This is a genomic window from Streptomyces sp. NBC_00203 (assembly GCF_045206325.1).
Classification (GTDB): domain Bacteria; phylum Actinomycetota; class Actinomycetes; order Streptomycetales; family Streptomycetaceae; genus Streptomyces; species Streptomyces lutosisoli.
Genome location: NZ_CP108126.1, coordinates 1,451,192 through 1,467,072 on the forward strand (window position 1 = coordinate 1,451,192; position 15,881 = coordinate 1,467,072).

A 15,881-nucleotide genomic window follows, 5' to 3' on the forward strand; every position below is an offset into this window, starting at 1 on the left:
TATCAGTCGTTCGGCCGTGATGAGACGCCATCGAGGGCCGTTCCGGTGACATCGGCGGCAGAGGGGATCGGACCGGTTTGCGCAACCGTGGCGGGACCGAGGTGCGGCGGGGTGCACGGTGGCCGCTCCTTGTGGACGAAGGAACGACGCAGAGCGTGAAACGGGGCGTCCGGGTCGTCGAAGGACCGGCGCATCCGGGCCAGCTCCTGCTCACGGAAGCCGGCCAGCGGGGTCGCACTCTCCAGCCGGTCCAGCTCCGTCTTCTTCGCGGTGATCCGTGACACCGTCGCCGGAAGTGACGCCAGACGCGCCGCCAGGCCGCCGACCTCCCGCGCGAACTCATCAGGACCGCAGTCGACCACCCGGTCGACGAGCCCGAGGCGCAGTGCGCTCGCCGAGCTCACCGGCAGAGCCTTACGCATGAGCCGTTCGGCCGTCGCGGGACCCACCCTGCGCGGCAGGGTGTGCGTCCAGTACTCCGAGCCGTACAGGCCCATCAGACGGTAGTGAGGGTTCAGCACGGCGCCCGAGCGGCACCACACCTCGTCGGCCGCCAGGGCGAGCATCGCCCCGCCCGCCGCGGCGTTGCCCGCGACCGCCGCGACCACCAGCCGGTCCGTCGTCGTCAGGACCGCCTCGACCAGATCGTCGATGGCGTTGATGTTCGCCCAGGACTCGGCAGCGGGGTCGTCTGCGGCCTCGATGACGTTGAGATGGATCCCGTTGGAGAAGAAGTCCCGTTCGCCGCCCAGCACCAGCACCGACGTGGGCCGCGCGCACGCTTCCCGGTAGGCGTCCAGCAGACGCCGGCACTGCTCCGTGCTCATGGCGCCGCCGGGGAAGGAGAACGAGAGGAAGCCCACGTTCCCGTCCTCCCGGTAGCGGATGTCCGTCCAGGTGCGGTGCCGCACCTCGGGCAACAGCGGCAGGGCGTGCTCGGGCAGCGGCGGCAGCCGGTCGCCCAGTGCCTGCACGGCAGGCAGTTTGAACGTGGGCGGCTGCCCGGGCCCGCGCCGGGGCCGCAGTTCGGGGATCCATACGGCGCCGTCCTTGGTGGCCCGGCAGACCGCCCCGGCCCGGGTGGCCAGCAGCTCTCCCGGGCGGCCGCGCAACACGCTCTCGGGATGACCGCCGTGCAGATACCACTCACCGCCAAGCAGCACGTCCAGCACACCGGGCTGCGAGTCCGCCGCCCTCAGCTTGCGCAGGACGTCCTGTGTGGAGTCCTCGGCCCAGTCGATCCGCCGGACGCTCTGGTCGAGGTACGGGCGGGCGCGCAGGCGAGCATCGGCCGTGCGTGCCGCGTCCTGCTTGCGCGGTACGTGGTTTCCCCCGGCGAAGCGCTCCACCGCGAGCAGGACGGCCTTGAGCGCGGCGTCGGCGATCTCACCCCGGTACAGCTCGCTCTTGGACACCTGAGGAATCCGACACGGTACGGAGGCCCACACGTCACCGGCGTCCATCTCCCCATCGGCCTGCAGGACGGTGACGCCCCACTGGTCGACACCTTCGTGAATCGCCCAGTCCAGGGAAGCCGGTCCGCGGTCGCCCACGGGCCCCGGATGGACGACGAGGCACGTGTGCGCTGTCCACACCTCCTCGGGAATCGCCGTCTTCAGCATCGGCGCCACGATGAGCTGTGGTCCATGCTGTCGCACGGCGTCCGGCAACGAGCTGCCCGGCAGGGCGAGTTCCACCGCCACACTGTGGCCGCGGTCGCGCAGTTCGGCGTGGGCGCGCTGGGTGAGGCTGTTGAACGAGCTGGCTAGGAGCAGGATGTGCACGGCTGCCTCCGGGCGGACGAACGGCAGGCAGGGGTGGCCGCCGACCGCGATCCTCGGCCAAGGCTGCCTGCCGTCCCCGACGACAGACGGTGAGGTCATCCGAAAGCGGGCGCCGATCCGCCGTCCGGCCTCACCGGCCATGGCCCGCGGCGGCACCGACGCCCCGGCTCACCGAGTCAGCCGTTGTGGATGATCACCGTCGTCGCAGGCCGCTGGTAATGCGCTCCCACGGGGAGCGGGTGGCACCGAAATGGGTCTCGTGTGTCCAGATGTGGGTGCACGACCGGCACTGCAGGTGAAGCAGGCTGCCGACGTTGGAGAGCAGGTAGCGCCAGTGCTCGGAGCAGGTGCGCCCTTGCTCGCAGGTGGTGCACCCTCGACGGTCGTCGCAGTTCGGGCAGGCCACCCAGGCGCGACGCCCGATGTCGGCCTGCGGGTCAAGCGGCAGCATGGCCGCCCCCTCCCCGCGGAAGCACACCGGCCGAGACCAGCTCGTCGTACACACGCTGCTGCTCCGCGCTGAGGCCGGAATAGAGCAGCTCATACGCCGCTTCCTCGCCGCGCAGTGTGGCGACGGGGTCCCAGTCGGAGCCGAGAGCGGCCAGGACATGAGCGCGCCGGAGCAGCTCGTGCGAGCTCAGGTCGACGGCGAAGTCGACCGTCGGGAGCGCGCCAGGTCGGTCCGCCGCAGGCCTGCTCGCTGCAGCGGGTTCGTCCGGTTCGCCAGGAAGGGCGCGGCCATCGGGGGACATGCGACCGAACGTAGGTAACCGTTCCTCGCTCCGGCAAGAGCAGGTGGGAGAAGTCACAACAGGCCCGCGACCCCGGGGGCCCGGAGGCGGACCCCACATCGGCCGGGTGGAGCTGGGCGAATTCCTCGCACCGCACGGGTACGCCCCGGGAGAAGACCCGCCGCGGACCTCGGCGCGCCCCCAGCCGACGCACGGCAGCGGTCGGCGCCTCGTCGGACGGCACCCGCGCCTGATGGTGCCTCAAAGGTGTGGCCCGACTCGGTGAAGAAGTGCACGACCTGTCGGGCGAGGGCCGCAATGTTCTCTGTTCCGGCTGGACCGCCGGGCCTGGCAGTGGCGACGGATCGGGGCCGGGGCCGTCGGGGCGGGTGTCAGCCGAGCCCTGGGCCAGCCTGAGCGACTCCTTCCAACGAGTCTCCACCTGTGCCTGTTTCGTCACCGCGGGCCCCGGCCCGCGTCATCCGCGGCTGCCAAAAGACGGTATGACGCAATTCACTGGGGAGTTGTCTTGGCGCTGCTCGTGCGACCGGATTGTTGGTTAGGGTGACAAGTAGTGACAAGTAGAGGCTGATCAACAGGCCAGGAGCGGCTCCTCGCGGGGCAGTTATGGTTACTGGAGGGTGGATCGGACACTACGGGGGGCTCGCGTTGGATCGCCTGGCCGGAGCGGACCTGGAAGTCGGCCCAGCCCAGTTCATGCTTGACGGGTTTGTCATCTTGCTCGCAGTCGGCGACCAGCGCCCGAAACGCGATGTCCTTGGCGCGGGCCCGGGCGGTGGTGGCCGCGACGATGCCGTTTCCGACCTGCCCGCGGGAGCCGAGGTCCTGACGGGACACTTAGGCCGTGGCGTGCCCGGACTTCAGGGCACCGGAGTCGTCCGGAAACAACGCCCCGCCGTCGTAATCCCGCAACGCCCGACGCTGCGCACGGCAGACAAGAAGGTCACTACCGCAGGTCGACCCGACGCGGTGAGCGTGTGACCGGCCGGCCGGCGCCCGCGGTGCTGCCCCCGCCGCTGCGCGCGTGGCTCGGGCTGATCGCGGCGCTCGCCACGCTGGTGGTCGTCGTGCTCGGGGTCCTGTACGCCGGCCACAGCGAGCCCGGCAGGGTGGACAGGTGGATCATCCAGCCGACGGCGGACAGTGTGCGGCCGCCGTGGCGGCAAGTCGCTCTGGTCATGGACTTCCTGGGGGAGCCCGTGGGATCGGTGACGCTGGTCGTGGCCGCCGTGGCGGGCTGTCTGCTGCTTCGGAGTCCTCGCGCGGCGGTGCTCATCGTTGCCGGCGTCGGCATGAGCGTGGGGACGGCGACGCTGCTCAAGCGCCTGGTGGGACGCACCATCCACGGCGCCGGCAACCTGTCCTATCCGAGCGGGCACACCGCTTTCGCCACCGCGCTCGCCCTCATGGTGGCGCTGCTCGCGGCCGGCCGGCTCGGCCTCGGCAGGACGGCCGGCACGTCACTCGTGCTCGCCGCGGCGCTGGTTGCCGGCGCCGCCATGGGCTGGGCGCAGGTCGCCCTGGGCGCGCACTACCCGACCGACGTCCTCGGCGGCTGGTGTACCGCGCTGGTGGTGATACCGGCGACCGCGTGGTTGGTCGACCGGATCGCCGACCGGCTGGTCGACCGGATGGCCGACCCGCTGGTCGATCGGATGGCCGACGCCGGTCGGCGGGAGCGCCGCTGACGTCACGTCACGTCACGCCAAGCGGCGGAACACGGGCTTCACCGGCCGCCCGGCCAGCCAGGGGCTGGGGTCAGCGGCGTCCAGTGCCTTCCGGTACACCGCACATGCCTGGGCCACCACATCGACGGTGCGGTCGATGTCTGCGTCGTCAAGCGCGCTGCTCACCACGAACGACGGGGCCAGCACCCCGCCCGCGAGGAGCCTGCGCAGGAACAGGGTGCGGTACTGCTGCGACGGCTGCCGGTTCTCGTCGAGGGTGGCGAAGACCAGGTTGCTGGCCCGGCCCCGGACGACGATGTGGTCGGCGACGCCCATGCCGGCCGCCGCGTCGCGGACACCGGCGGCCAGCCGCTCGCCGAGGGCGTGCAGCCGCGCGGTGACGCCCTCCTCGACGTAGGTGGTCTGCACGGCCATCGCGGCTGCCAGGGAATGCGTTTCCGCACCGTGCGTGGTGGACAGCAGGAACACCCGGTCGCCGGAGTGACGCAGCCCGCCCCGCTCCATCAGTTCGCGGCGCCCGGCCAGCGCGGAGACGGCGAACCCGTTGCCCAGCGCCTTGCCGAATGTGGAGAGGTCGGGGACGACGCCGTACAGGCCCTGCGCGCCCGCCTCGGACCAGCGGAAGCCGGTGATCATCTCGTCGAAGATCAGTACGCAGCCGTGCCGGTCGGCCAGCTCGCGCAGGCCCGCGAGGTACCCGGGCGGCGGCTCGGCGTGGCCGGCGGGTTCGAGGATCAGGCAGGCGACCTCGTCCTGGTACCGGGTCAGCAGTTCCTCCGTGGCGGCCAGGTCCCCGTAGGGGAACGCCACGGTGAGCTCGGTGGTCGCCGCCGGAATGCCGGCGGACATCGGCGTGGTGCCGATGAACCAGTCGTCGACGGAGAAGAACGGATGGTCGCCGCAGATGGCCACCCGCGGGCGCCCGGTGACGGCGCGGGCGAGGCGCACCGCGGCGGTGGTGACGTCGGAGCCGTTCTTCGCGAACTTCACCATCTCCGCGGTCGGCACGGTGGCCAGGAAACGTTCCGCGGCCTCGACCTCCACGATGGACGGCCGGACGAAGTTGCTGCCGCGGTCGAGTTCCCGCCGCACCGCCTCGATCACGCGTGGGTGGGCGTGGCCGAGGCTGACCGACCGCAGGCCGGAGCCGTACTCGATGTAGCGGTTGCCGTCGATGTCCCACACGTGGGCACCGCGGCCGTGGCTGATGACCGGGGCCAGGTTCTCGGGGTACTGGTCGTCGCCCTTGGCGTAGGTGTGCGCGCCCCCCGGGATCATGGCGTGCAGCCGCTCGTTCGCCTGCCGCGACCGGGGCAGGCCGAACTCCGCGGTCTCCTCGGTCACTTCGGTGTGTTCGGTGTGTTCGGTGTGTTCGGTGTGTTCGGTGTGTTTGGTGTCCACGCGGACCTCACTTCTTGCTGTGCTTCAGGACCTCGGCGAGGCTCGGTGCCTCCTGGTCCCGCTTGGACATCGAGACGACCGGCAGCGGCCAGGGGATACCGAGCTCCGGGTCGTCGAAGGCGATCGTCACGTCCTCGGCCGGATCGTGCGGGCGGTCGATCCGGTACGAGGTGTCGGCGGTTTCGGTCAGCGCCTGGAAGCCGTGCGCGCACCCCGCCGGGATGTACAGGGTCGTCTGCGTCTCGCCGGACAGCTCGAAGGAGGCCATGTTGCGGTAGGTCGGCGAGTCCGGCCGCAGGTCCACGACGACGTCGAAGATCCGCCCGTACGAGCACCGCACCAGCTTGGCCTCGCCGGCTCCGGAGCGCAGGTGCAGGCCGCGCAGCACGCCCCGGACCGAGCGCGACACGCTGTCCTGGATGAAGGCGTGCGGGTCGAGGCCCACCGAGCGCACCACGTCGGCGTCGAAGGTGCGGCAGAAGAAGCCGCGCTCGTCGGCGTACGGCGTCGGCTCGAAGAGGTACGCGCCGGTGATCTCCGGGACTTCGGTCGCTTTCATGGAGACTCCTGCCGAGCGTGAGCGTGGGTGTGGCCGGTCGCGGGGAACACGGCCGTGGTCAAGGAGGTGAACTGGTCTTCCAGTTGCCGGGCGGCGGCCAGGTTCCGCTCGACCAGGGTCTGCCGCAGCTCCGCCGATCGCTTCTCCAGCGCCCGGAACTGCTCCAGCAGCCGGTCGGCGTCGACCTCGCGAGCCGGGTGGCAGTACGCGGCAAGGCCCATCCGGTCCATGAGCGCGTCGCTCTTCGCCGCGTAGCAGAGGGCGAGCACCGGCGTGCCGGTCTTCAGCGCGCAGATCAGGTTGTGATATCGGACCGCCACCACGGTGTCGGCGGCCGCCATCTCCTTCATCAGGTCGCCCAGTGAGGCCGGCTCGGCTGCGGTGACCAGCGGCGAGTCCACCGCGTCGAGGATCGCGGCGACCACCGACGCATCGCATTCGTCGCCGGTGAGCAGCCGGACCGGCCTGCCCTCCTCGGCCAGTACGCGGACGAACCGGATCGTCCCGTCGAGGTAGCGCCGGTATATCTCCTCGGCCCGGGCGCGGTCGTCGTTGCCGCCGTGGAAGTCCATGACACCGACGCAGACCGGGCCCGGCGAGCCCGAGGGCGCGCTCGCCCGCGGCGCCGGCAGGGAGAACGCGAGGTCCGGGTAGACCTCGTCGCGCGCGGTGTCCACGCCCATGGCCCGCATCGCGTCACGGGACTGGGCGTCCCGGTAGGACCGGTACGTGGCCAGCCGCGCCGACCAGCGCACCAGGGCCCGGGTAGGCCGGTTGCCGATCGTCGCGGCGCCGACGCTGACCAGCGCGACCCGAGTGCGCAGCAGTCGGCCGCTCGCGCAGAGCAGGAACAGCGAGTACGGGAAGCCCCACGGCCGCAGCGGCAGGGTGGCCTCCAGGACGCCCATGCCCGGCACGATCACCACGTCGTGCCGGCGCACCCAGGCGGCGGTGCGGAAGACGTCGACGAGTTTTCCCAGGCCCTTCGCCGCGATCGCGCGCGCCCGCGACGCGGTCCGGTACTCCCCGCGGTTCCAGTGCAGCCGCGTCGCGGGAATCCCGTACCGGGCCGTGACGATCTCAGGTCCGCCGCACAGCGCGTCCACGACCGCGTCCGGGTGCTCGGCGCGGAGGTACCCGAGTACGGCCTCGAGCGATCCGTCGTTGCCGAGGTTGCCGGAGCCGAGCAGGCCGAACACCCCGACGCGCACCGGAGCCTTGACCGCTGACGTCATGCCTGCCTCCCCTCACGGCCGGCGACGAGGGCATCGACGGAGACCGTGAGCAGGTCCGGGTCGACCGGCGCGCGGTCCTCGATCCGCTCGCCCGCGCCCGGCCGGACCCGGCTGGTCATCCATGAGCCCAGGTGGCGGTAGCACGCACGCCGGTCGGCCGGGGACAACGGCGCCCGCCGGATCGCCGCGACGAAGCCCCACAGATACTCGGCGAGCAGCCGGGGCGTCGGGTGCAGCGGGCCCGCCCGGCGCGGGTCCAGGTTGACGCACCGGGAGCGCTTGCTCGGGTTCGCCCGCTCGGCGCGGGTGGGGTGGTCGCGGCGGAAGTACAGCAGCTCCGGCACCTGGTGGAAGGGCCCGTGCAGGGTGATCTCGGCGACGAACGTGCGGTCCGCGTGGTGGTAGCTGTCGAGCGGCTTCACCCGGCGCAGCATGTCGGCCCGCATCACCCCGTAGAAGTCGTCGCCGCCCGGCTCGAACAGCAGACTGCGGAAGCGCTCCGGCGGGTGCGGCGAGTCGGTGGCGAGCCCGTACTCGTACGGGACCTTCACCTGGCCGTCGCCGTCGATGACCGCCTGGCCGCTGTGCGCGAGGATCACGTCGGGCCGCTCGTCCAGCGCCTCCACGCAGCGCCGTAGCAGGTCGCGGCCGTACAGGTCGTCGTGCGAGGCCCACTTGAACAGCTCGCCGCGGCATTCGTCGAAGACACGGTTGTGGTTCGGCGTGGCGCCGATGTTCCGGGGCAGCCGGAGGTACCGGATGCGCGAGTCCTTGGCTGCGTACAGGCGGCAGATGTCCTGGGTCCCGTCGGTCGAGGCGTTGTCGGAGATGACCAGCTCGAAGTCCTCGTAGGTCTGGCCGAGCAGGGCGTCGAGCGACTCGGCCAGGTACTCCTCGCCGTTGTAGACGGGCAGGCCGATGCTCAGCCTGGGTTGGGCGGTCATGAGGTCCTCACTTCGGGGATGGGGTGGTGGTGGCGCTCGCGCAGGGCGGACCGCAGTTGCAGCCACCACACGGCCGAGCCGCTGACGGTCGCGGCGGCGACGCCCCAGGCCGAGCCGACCGTGCCCGCGACTGCCGCCCCGCCGAGCCCGCCGCTGACGTAGCAGACGGAGGCGAACAGCTGGGAGCGCAGGCTGCGCCGGGCCGCGCCGAGCGCGCGCAGCCCGGCCGCCGCGCCGGTACCGAGGCCGGCGCCCGCGACGCTGAAGGTGATCGGCACGATGAGCTGCGAGGCGGAGTGCCAGACGTCGCCGAGCACGAACTCACCGAGCCGGTCCGGCATCAGCAGCAGGGACCCGCCCCAGAGCAGCGCGGCGGCGGCCTGCCCGCCGCCAAGGAGGAGGCAGAACTTCCCCAGCCGCTGCGGGGCCTGCCGCAGCACCCGTGCCGCCTCCGGGACGGTGACCAGCGAAAGACCCATCAGCACGGCGAGGAACGGGCCCATCAGGAGCTCGGCACCCCGCACCGCGCCCACCGCGCCGATCCCGACGATCGCGCCGAGCCCGTACGCCCGCAGCTGGCTCGCGCCGCTGAGGCTGACGTTCTCGACCAGATACCGGTAGCCGAGATCGCGCTGCTCACGAAGCCACCCGCGCGCCTCGGTCAGCCGGGGCCGGATGCCGGACTGGAGGTAGCCGTACCCCGCCGCCACCGTGGCGGACGCGCCCCAGGCGAGCACGAACGCGGCCACGCTGCCCACGCGGGCCGCCACGACCAGGGCCGGGACGAGCGCGACGCCCCACACGACGTCGTTGACGAACGCCTTCCGCCCGGCGCCGGCGGCGAAGAACGAGAACCGCCAGGCGTCCTGCAGTAGCAGCCCCGGCAGCATGACGCCGAGGCAGGCGAACGCGGGCCCCACTCTGCCGCCGAGACCAAGCCCGGCCACCAGACACGCCGCGCCGATCGCTGCGCCGACGCCGAGTGCGGTACCCGACGACCGGGCCACCGCCCCGCGCCAGGACGCGTCCGACACGCCGCTGAAGCGCACCACGAGCGGATCGGTGGCAAGGCCGCGGGAGACGTTGAGCACCACGCCGTAGGTCACCCAGGCGAGGCTGAACACGCCGAACGCGGTCACCCCCAGCGAGCGGGCCACGTAGATGCCCACCACGAAGTTGCTGATGCTGGAGGCCGCCTGGTCGGCCAGTCCCCAGGACAGCCGGCCTACGAGGGCCCGCTTGGCGGATCCGGCCGGTGACGCCGTTGTCTGCGGATTCTCCCCCTCGGTGGTCATCGGCGTCATGCCTTGATCAGCCCGGCGCCGTGCAGGGCGTCGGCCGCGGCGGCGACGGTGTCGAACGGCAGCCCGGACCGCTCGGCGACGTCCAGCAGGCTGTGCTCGCCGTCGGACAGGTTGAGCACCCAGAGCATGGCCATCTGGGCCTGCTTGGTGTCGCTGCGGCCGCCGAGAGCGTCGTACAACCCGCGCCGCCCCAGCTGTGGTTCGCCGTAGGGGCTGAGGTTGACGTACTGCCGGTTGCGGTCCAGGACGGCGAACGCCTCGCGGCAGACCGCAAGGGTGTCCGCCATCGCCTCCGGGGAGACGAAGTCCAGGTTGTCCGCCGAGGTGTGGTACTCGGGGTAGCCGGCGTACGGGGTCCGGCTGAGCGAGCCCACGCCGAGGTCGAACCCGGGCGAGCAGTATTGCCGCTCGTCGTAGCCGTACGGAGTGAACTCGGTGACGTGGTGCGGACGTTCGGAGGCGGCCAGCACGTGCCGCATCACCCGGTCGATCTCCGCGTCGCCGCGCCTGCTCTGCTTGTAGGTCAGTTGACCCGAGTCGCCGGCGCAGGCCAGCACGAGCCCGTGCTTGACCCGCTCCACCCGTTCCGCGTTGCGGGCCAGCCAGGTGATCGCCCCGATGGTGCCGGGCGCGTAGATGAACCGGTAGGTGTAGTACGGCGTCTGCTCCGCCAGCGTCCGGGCCAGGAACGTCGCCACCGCGATGCCGGCCAGGTTGTCGTTGGCCAGCGACGGGTGGCAGACGTGGCAGGAGACGATCACCTCGTCGGGGACCTGCCCGGGGATCACGTGCTCGGCGTAGGTGAGGTGGCCGTCGGCGAGTGTGGAGTCGATGCGCACCTCGTACTCGCCGTCCGGCAGCGCGTCCAGGGTCTCCTGGGCCAGGCAGAATCCCCATTCCGGCTTGTAGTAGCTGGTGCGGTACGGAACCCAACTCGGTTGGTCGGGAAGGGTGTGCAGGTGCGCGCGGAGCTCGGCCAGCGGCATGGTCGCCGACACCGGCACGCTGTAGCCGAGCACGTGCAGGCTGGACGCGGCGAAGTCGACGACCCGGTTGCCGGCGGTGTCGGCGATGTACGCGTCCCGGATGTTCCACTCCTGCGGCACCGTCCAGTCGAGCACCTGCGTCCCGGTCGGCACCTCGTGCACCTGCAGCGGGACGTACTCGCCGACGATCTCCAGGGTGGCGCGCACACCGTCCCCCGTGATGCTCCGGCACAGCGGGTACAGCCGCTCCACCAGCTCGTACATCTCTTCGCCGGCCTTGGTCATCGGCGCCACCGCAGGGTGTCGTCGACGGCGCCGGCGTCGGACGCCGCGCGCAGCACGGCAAGGCGGGTGAAGCGTCGCTCGAAGTCCTCCCGGGTCAGCCCGTGTTTCCGGTAGGCGTCGGCGAGTTCGAGCGCGCCCTGCTTCACCGTCCACTCGCAGTCGAAGCCGGGCAGCGCGGCGCGGAACCGGGAGAAGTCCACCCGGTACGACCGCGGATCGGCCCCGGTCTCGCCGGTGATCACCACCTTCGAGCCGTCCACCGCCTCGGCGACCTGCTCGGCGATCTCGGCGACCGTGACGTTGTTGATCTCGCTGCCGATGTTGAACGCCCGGTCGTGCACCGCTTCGCGCGGCGCGGTCAGCGCGGCCGTGAAGGCCCGTGCGATGTCGGCGGCGTGCACCAGCGGGCGCCAGGGGGTGCCGTCGGAGAGCACAAGCACCTCGCCGGACAGGAGCGCGTGGCCCACCAGGTTGTTCAGCACGATGTCGGCGCGCAGCCGGGGCGAATAGCCGAAGGCGGTGGCGTTGCGCATGAACACCGGGCTGAAGTCGCCGTCGGAGAGCGCGTGCAGGTCGTCCTCCACCCGCACCTTGGACTCCGCGTACGGCGTCACCGGGCGCAGCGGGGCGTCCTCGGTCACCAGGTCGTCGCCGCCGGCGGCGCCGTAGACGGAGCACGTCGACGCGTACAGGAAGCGCCGCACTCCGGCGTCGCGGGCCAGCCGGGCAAGGCGTACGGACGCGTGATGGTTGATGTCGTAGGTGAGCTCCGGCGCCAGCGATCCCAGCGGGTCGTTGGACAGCGCGGCCAGGTGGATCACGGCGTCCACCCCGGCCACGTGCTCGGCCGTGACGTCGCGCAGGTCCACGCGATGCCCGGACGGGTCCGCGGGCGACGGGCCGAGAACGCAGTCGGCGAACAGGCCGGCGTCAAGACCGACGACCTCGTGCCCGGCTGCCGTGAGTACCGGGGCCATCACGGTGCCCAGGTAGCCCTGGTGTCCGGTGAGCAGTACGCGCAAAGTTCAGTCCCCCAGATTGAGCGTGAGTTTGGTGACGGTGAACGCCTCGGCGTAGCGGGCGTGGCATTCGATGCCGCGGATCCGTGCGAGGCCGAGGAAGGCCTCCCGGTCGTACCAGGCCCGGTGCCGTTGCGAGGGGTAGTGCTCCTGCAGCAGCCGCACTTTTTGTTCGGCGATCTCCGGCGACAGCGGCTGGTACGCCGACGGACGGCCGAGGTCGCCGTCCCACTTGACGATCTCGTAGCGGAGCACGAGGTGGTCGCGGAACGCGGTGGTCATCAGCTTCGCCAGGCCGCGGTGATCCTGGTGCGCGTCATCGGTACGCGGAGCGAGGACCAGGTCCGGCTCGGTCCGCTCGCGCAGCTCCTCGACCGCGGCCTTGGCCTCGTCCCAGTGCACGGGCAGTCGGCCATCAGGCAACTTGAGGACGGTCAGGCGCAGTTCGGCGCCCGGGCAGAAGGCGGCGAGCGCGGCCCGCTCCTCCTCCTCCCGCTCGCTGCCACCGCCGGAGAGCACCAGCGCGTCGACGCGGATACCCGGCCGCGCGAGGCACATCGCGAGCAGCGTGCCGCCGGCGCCGATGGCGATGTCGTCGCAGTGCGCGCCCACCGCGACGATCCGGTCCAGGGGTCCGGCCCCGAGCCGGATCACGCTCTCGCTCCGGCACTCGCGCCGTCGCGTTCCCACACGGCCCACGGGCGGTCACCCTGGGTGTAGGCGGCGTCGAGCGCCGCCCGCTCCTTCACGGTGTCGGTCGGCTTCCAGAAGCCGCGGTGCTGATGCGCCACCAGCCGTCCCTGCTTGGCCAGTTGGGCACATCCGTCGGCGACCAGGTCCCCGTTCTCCGGGATGTGGTCGAAGACCTCCTGGCGGAGCACGAAGTAGCCGCCGTTCTCCCACAGCGGCATGTCGCTCACCGCCGTGATGCCCCCCACCAGGCCGTCCTCGCCCAGTTCCACGCAGTGGAACGAGGACTGCGGCGGCACCACCATCATCGACGCACCGGCGTCGCGCTGGGCGAACTTCTCGATCATTTCCGGCAGCGGGGCGTCGGTGAGCACGTCGGCGTAGTTGGCGAGGAACATCTCGTCGCCGTCCAGGTGGTGCCGCACCCGGCGCAGCCGCTCCCCGATCGGTGACTCGATGCCGGTCTGCGCGAACGTGATCGTCCAGTCGGCGATGTCGGTGGACAGCAGCTCGGTCTTCCCGCCCCGGAGCACGAAGTCGTTGGACGTCGTCTCCTCGTAGTTGAGGAAGAAGTTCTTGATGTGGTGCGCCCCGTACCCGAGGCACAGGATGAACTCCGTGTGCCCGAAGTGCGCGTAGTAGCGCATGACGTGCCAGATCAGCGGTCGCGGGCCGACCATCGCCATCGGCTTGGGAACGTCGTCTGCGGCGCCGCTCCGCATCCGCATCCCGTAACCGCCGCAGAACAGAACGACCTTCATGACTTGGCCTCGACAATGCTCAGTTCCGGGATGGGAAAGACAAGGCGGCCGCCCCAGTCGTGCACGAAGGACAGCTGCTCGACCAGCTCGGCCCGCAGGTTCCACGGGAGGATGAGGACGTAGTCCGGCTTGTCCGCGGCTATCTGCTCGGGCGGCAGGATCGGGATGCGGGTGCCCGGGGTGAACCTGCCGTGCTTGTAGGGGTTGCGGTCGACCGTGTACGCGAGCAGGTCGGGCCGGATCCCGCAGTGGTTGAGCAGGGTGTTGCCCTTGCCCGGGGCGCCGTAGCCGACGACCGTCTCGCCGCGCTCCGCCGCCTCGATGAGGAACCGCAGCAGATCCCGGCGCACCTTGGCCACCCGGGCGGAGAACTCGGTGTACCCGGACAGCTCCTGCAGCCCGGCGGCCTTCTCCCGGGCCAGCACGTCGGCCACCCGCTGCGTCGGCTCGCCGGCCACTTCGGCCGGCCGGGCCCACAGCCGGATGGAGCCGCCGTGCGTGGGCAGCAACTCGACGTCCACGAGCGCGAGTCCGCCGCTCGCAAGGGCTCGGATCGCGGACGCGACCGTGTAGTACTGGAAGTGCTCGTGGTAGATCGTGTCGTACTGGTTCTCCTCGATCAGGGTCAGCAGGTGCTGCACCTCGATGGAGACCCAGCCGTCGTCGGCGACCAGGGCGCGCAGCCCCTGGGTGAACCCGACCACGTCGGGGATGTGCGCGTACACGTTGTTGGCCACGACCAGGTCCGCCGGGCCGTGCTCGGTGCGGACGCCCGAGCCGGTGTCCGGGTCCAGGAACTCCGTGAGCGTGGGCACACCCGCGTCCCGCGCCGCGGCGCCGACGTTCACCGACGGCTCGATGCCGAGGCAGCGGATCCCCCGGTCCACCACGTGCCTCAGCAGGTACCCGTCGTTGCTCGCGACCTCGACCACGAAGGCGTCCGGGCCGAGAGCAAGACGCTCCACGGCGTCGGCGACGAACGTGCGCGCGTGCTCCACCCAGGAGGTCGAGTACGAGGAGAAGTACGCGTACTCCTTGAACGTCTCCTCCGGCGTGATCAGCGGAGGGATCTGCGCCAGCCAGCAGTCGGTGCAGACCCGCAGGTGCAGCGGGTACGCCGGCTCCGGCTGGTCCAGTTGGTCCGCGGCGAGAAAACTCTCGCAGGGTGGTGTCGCCCCGAGATCGACGACGCTCGCCAGCGTCGCCGAGCCGCAGAGTCGGCATCGTGTCATTTACTGCCCCCCATTGATTCCGTCCCTATCGGCGGCGCGCTGTCTCCGCCGCCGGACCGACCCGCGATCGCGGTTCGGTACCCCTCCACCAGGCGCTCCAGGCCGACGGCCGGGCTGAAACCCTGCTCGTAACGGCGCCGGGCCGCCTGGCCCATCTCCCGGTTGCGGGCCGGCTCGGCCGCGATCCGGCGTATGCAGGACGCGAGCGAGGCGGGCTCGCCCGGCTGGTGCAGCAGCCCGGTGACACCGTCCTCGACGAGTTCGACGAAGGCGCCGTGACCGGCGGCGACGGTCGGGACCCCGGCCGCCATCGCCTCCACGACCACCAGGCCGAACGCTTCCAGCCACGTCGACGGAGCCACCACGGCGACCGACCCCGCGATGGCCTTTCGGCACTCCGCCGGGTCCAACAGGCCGACGTAGCGCACATCGTCCCGGCCCGCCGCCCAGGCGGTCACCTCTCGTTCCAGCGGCCCCGCGCCGGCGATCACGAGCGGGACGCCCACACCGCCGCTCGCTGCGATCTCGTCCCACGCGGCCATGAGCAGCCGCACGCCCTTGGCCTCCGCGAGCCGGCCGAGATAGAGCAGATGCTCTCCCTCGCCGACTCGGCGAGTGCCCGGCTCCGGCACGAAGTTGTGCTTCACCGCCAGCCGCTCGGCCGGCATGCCGGACCGCACCAGGACGTCGCGCTGCGCCGCGGAGATGCAGAAGAACCTCTCCACGCCGGACCACCACCGCCGCCGGTTGACCGACAGGCTGACCGCGAGCGGCACCGTCGCAAGGCGCGAACTCCGGTAGCAGCCGTGCCGGACGGCGGGCAGTGGTGCGGAGCCGACGCACTCGGTGCACGGCCGGCCGTCCCGTTGCAGCGTGCCGGGTGGGCAGACCTGGGTGTAGTTGTGCAGCGTGGCGACGGCGGGCACGCCGGCGTCGGCGCAGGCGGCGAGAACCGCGGGCGACAGGAGCGGGAAGACGTTGTGGACGTGCACCACGTCCGGTCGCTCGGCGCGAAGCCGGGCGGCGAGCTCCTTGCGGACCGCCGGGTTCCACGGCACAAGGAGTGGCACCGCGGCCTTGGCAAGGAGGGACCGGGCGGCGATGTCGTCGCTGCGCCGCTCGAACACCTCGACCCGATGGCCGGCCGCGCGCAGCAGCTCCACCTCCTGGTCGACGACTTTGTTCTCCCCGCTCGGCTGCGCCGAGGCGTAGCGGTTGTGCACCACGAGGACGTGCATGCT

At 71.5% G+C, this 15,881-nt stretch carries 15 protein-coding genes; 1 reads left to right on the plus strand and 14 read right to left on the minus strand.

The features are described 5' to 3' along the window. Window positions 1-2: 2 nt before the first annotated feature. The 3 genes from OG975_RS06780 to OG975_RS06790 form a co-directional block, all read right to left on the minus strand. The gene (locus tag OG975_RS06780; protein WP_406336176.1) at window positions 3-1,784 is read right to left on the minus strand and encodes an enoyl-CoA hydratase-related protein; all 1,782 of its coding nucleotides are present in this window, start codon (window positions 1,782-1,784) and stop codon (window positions 3-5) included. A gap of 193 nt (window positions 1,785-1,977) precedes the next feature. Beyond that, on the minus strand, window positions 1,978-2,235 hold the full coding sequence (locus OG975_RS06785; RefSeq protein ID WP_406328149.1) for a hypothetical protein: 258 nt from the start codon (window positions 2,233-2,235) through the stop codon (window positions 1,978-1,980). Beyond that, window positions 2,222-2,536: a DUF6400 family protein gene (locus tag OG975_RS06790; protein WP_406328150.1), complete on the minus strand. Its 315-nt coding sequence runs from the start codon at window positions 2,534-2,536 to the stop codon at window positions 2,222-2,224. Before OG975_RS06790 ends, OG975_RS06785 begins: the two co-directional genes overlap by 14 nt. 977 nt (window positions 2,537-3,513) lie before the next feature. Between OG975_RS06790 and OG975_RS06795 the strand changes: the two genes are divergently transcribed. Beyond that, the gene (locus OG975_RS06795; RefSeq protein ID WP_406328152.1) at window positions 3,514-4,224 is read left to right on the plus strand and encodes a phosphatase PAP2 family protein; all 711 of its coding nucleotides are present in this window, start codon (window positions 3,514-3,516) and stop codon (window positions 4,222-4,224) included. Between the two features lie 12 nt (window positions 4,225-4,236). Here OG975_RS06795 and OG975_RS06800 read toward each other — a convergent pair whose 3' ends face one another. The 11 genes from OG975_RS06800 to OG975_RS06850 form a co-directional block, all read right to left on the minus strand. Then, on the minus strand, window positions 4,237-5,568 hold the full coding sequence (locus OG975_RS06800; RefSeq protein WP_406336178.1) for a glutamate-1-semialdehyde 2,1-aminomutase: 1,332 nt from the start codon (window positions 5,566-5,568) through the stop codon (window positions 4,237-4,239). Window positions 5,569-5,632: 64 nt separating this feature from the next. Further along, entirely contained in the window at window positions 5,633-6,184 is a 552-nt protein-coding gene (rfbC, locus tag OG975_RS06805) for a dTDP-4-dehydrorhamnose 3,5-epimerase (RefSeq protein ID WP_406328153.1), read from the minus strand. After that, window positions 6,181-7,419 (minus strand): polysaccharide pyruvyl transferase family protein, encoded by a 1,239-nt coding sequence (locus OG975_RS06810; protein WP_406328154.1) that lies wholly within the window; start codon window positions 7,417-7,419, stop codon window positions 6,181-6,183. The genes rfbC and OG975_RS06810 overlap by 4 nt, the downstream gene beginning before the upstream one ends. Further along, entirely contained in the window at window positions 7,416-8,363 is a 948-nt protein-coding gene (locus OG975_RS06815) for a glycosyltransferase family 2 protein (protein WP_406328155.1), read from the minus strand. Before OG975_RS06815 ends, OG975_RS06810 begins: the two co-directional genes overlap by 4 nt. Next, window positions 8,360-9,667 carry a hypothetical protein gene (locus OG975_RS06820; RefSeq protein ID WP_406328157.1) on the minus strand — a complete coding sequence of 436 codons (1,308 nt, stop codon included), beginning with the start codon at window positions 9,665-9,667 and terminating at the stop codon, window positions 8,360-8,362. Before OG975_RS06820 ends, OG975_RS06815 begins: the two co-directional genes overlap by 4 nt. Then, window positions 9,664-10,938, minus strand: a complete 1,275-nt coding sequence (locus OG975_RS06825) for a DUF4910 domain-containing protein (RefSeq protein ID WP_406328158.1) — start codon at window positions 10,936-10,938, stop codon at window positions 9,664-9,666. Before OG975_RS06825 ends, OG975_RS06820 begins: the two co-directional genes overlap by 4 nt. Further along, window positions 10,935-11,960: an NAD-dependent epimerase/dehydratase family protein gene (locus OG975_RS06830; RefSeq protein ID WP_406328159.1), complete on the minus strand. Its 1,026-nt coding sequence runs from the start codon at window positions 11,958-11,960 to the stop codon at window positions 10,935-10,937. Before OG975_RS06830 ends, OG975_RS06825 begins: the two co-directional genes overlap by 4 nt. A gap of 3 nt (window positions 11,961-11,963) precedes the next feature. Further along, complete coding sequence (locus OG975_RS06835) at window positions 11,964-12,611, minus strand: PIG-L deacetylase family protein (RefSeq protein WP_406328160.1); 648 nt, start codon at window positions 12,609-12,611, stop codon at window positions 11,964-11,966. Further along, on the minus strand, window positions 12,608-13,408 hold the full coding sequence (locus OG975_RS06840) for a glucose-1-phosphate cytidylyltransferase (RefSeq protein WP_406328162.1): 801 nt from the start codon (window positions 13,406-13,408) through the stop codon (window positions 12,608-12,610). The genes OG975_RS06835 and OG975_RS06840 overlap by 4 nt, the downstream gene beginning before the upstream one ends. After that, window positions 13,405-14,640, minus strand: coding sequence for a class I SAM-dependent methyltransferase (locus tag OG975_RS06845; protein WP_406328163.1), 1,236 nt, complete (start codon window positions 14,638-14,640; stop codon window positions 13,405-13,407). The genes OG975_RS06840 and OG975_RS06845 overlap by 4 nt, the downstream gene beginning before the upstream one ends. Continuing rightward, window positions 14,637-15,878 (minus strand): glycosyltransferase, encoded by a 1,242-nt coding sequence (locus OG975_RS06850; protein WP_406336179.1) that lies wholly within the window; start codon window positions 15,876-15,878, stop codon window positions 14,637-14,639. Before OG975_RS06850 ends, OG975_RS06845 begins: the two co-directional genes overlap by 4 nt. Window positions 15,879-15,881 lie beyond the last annotated feature (3 nt).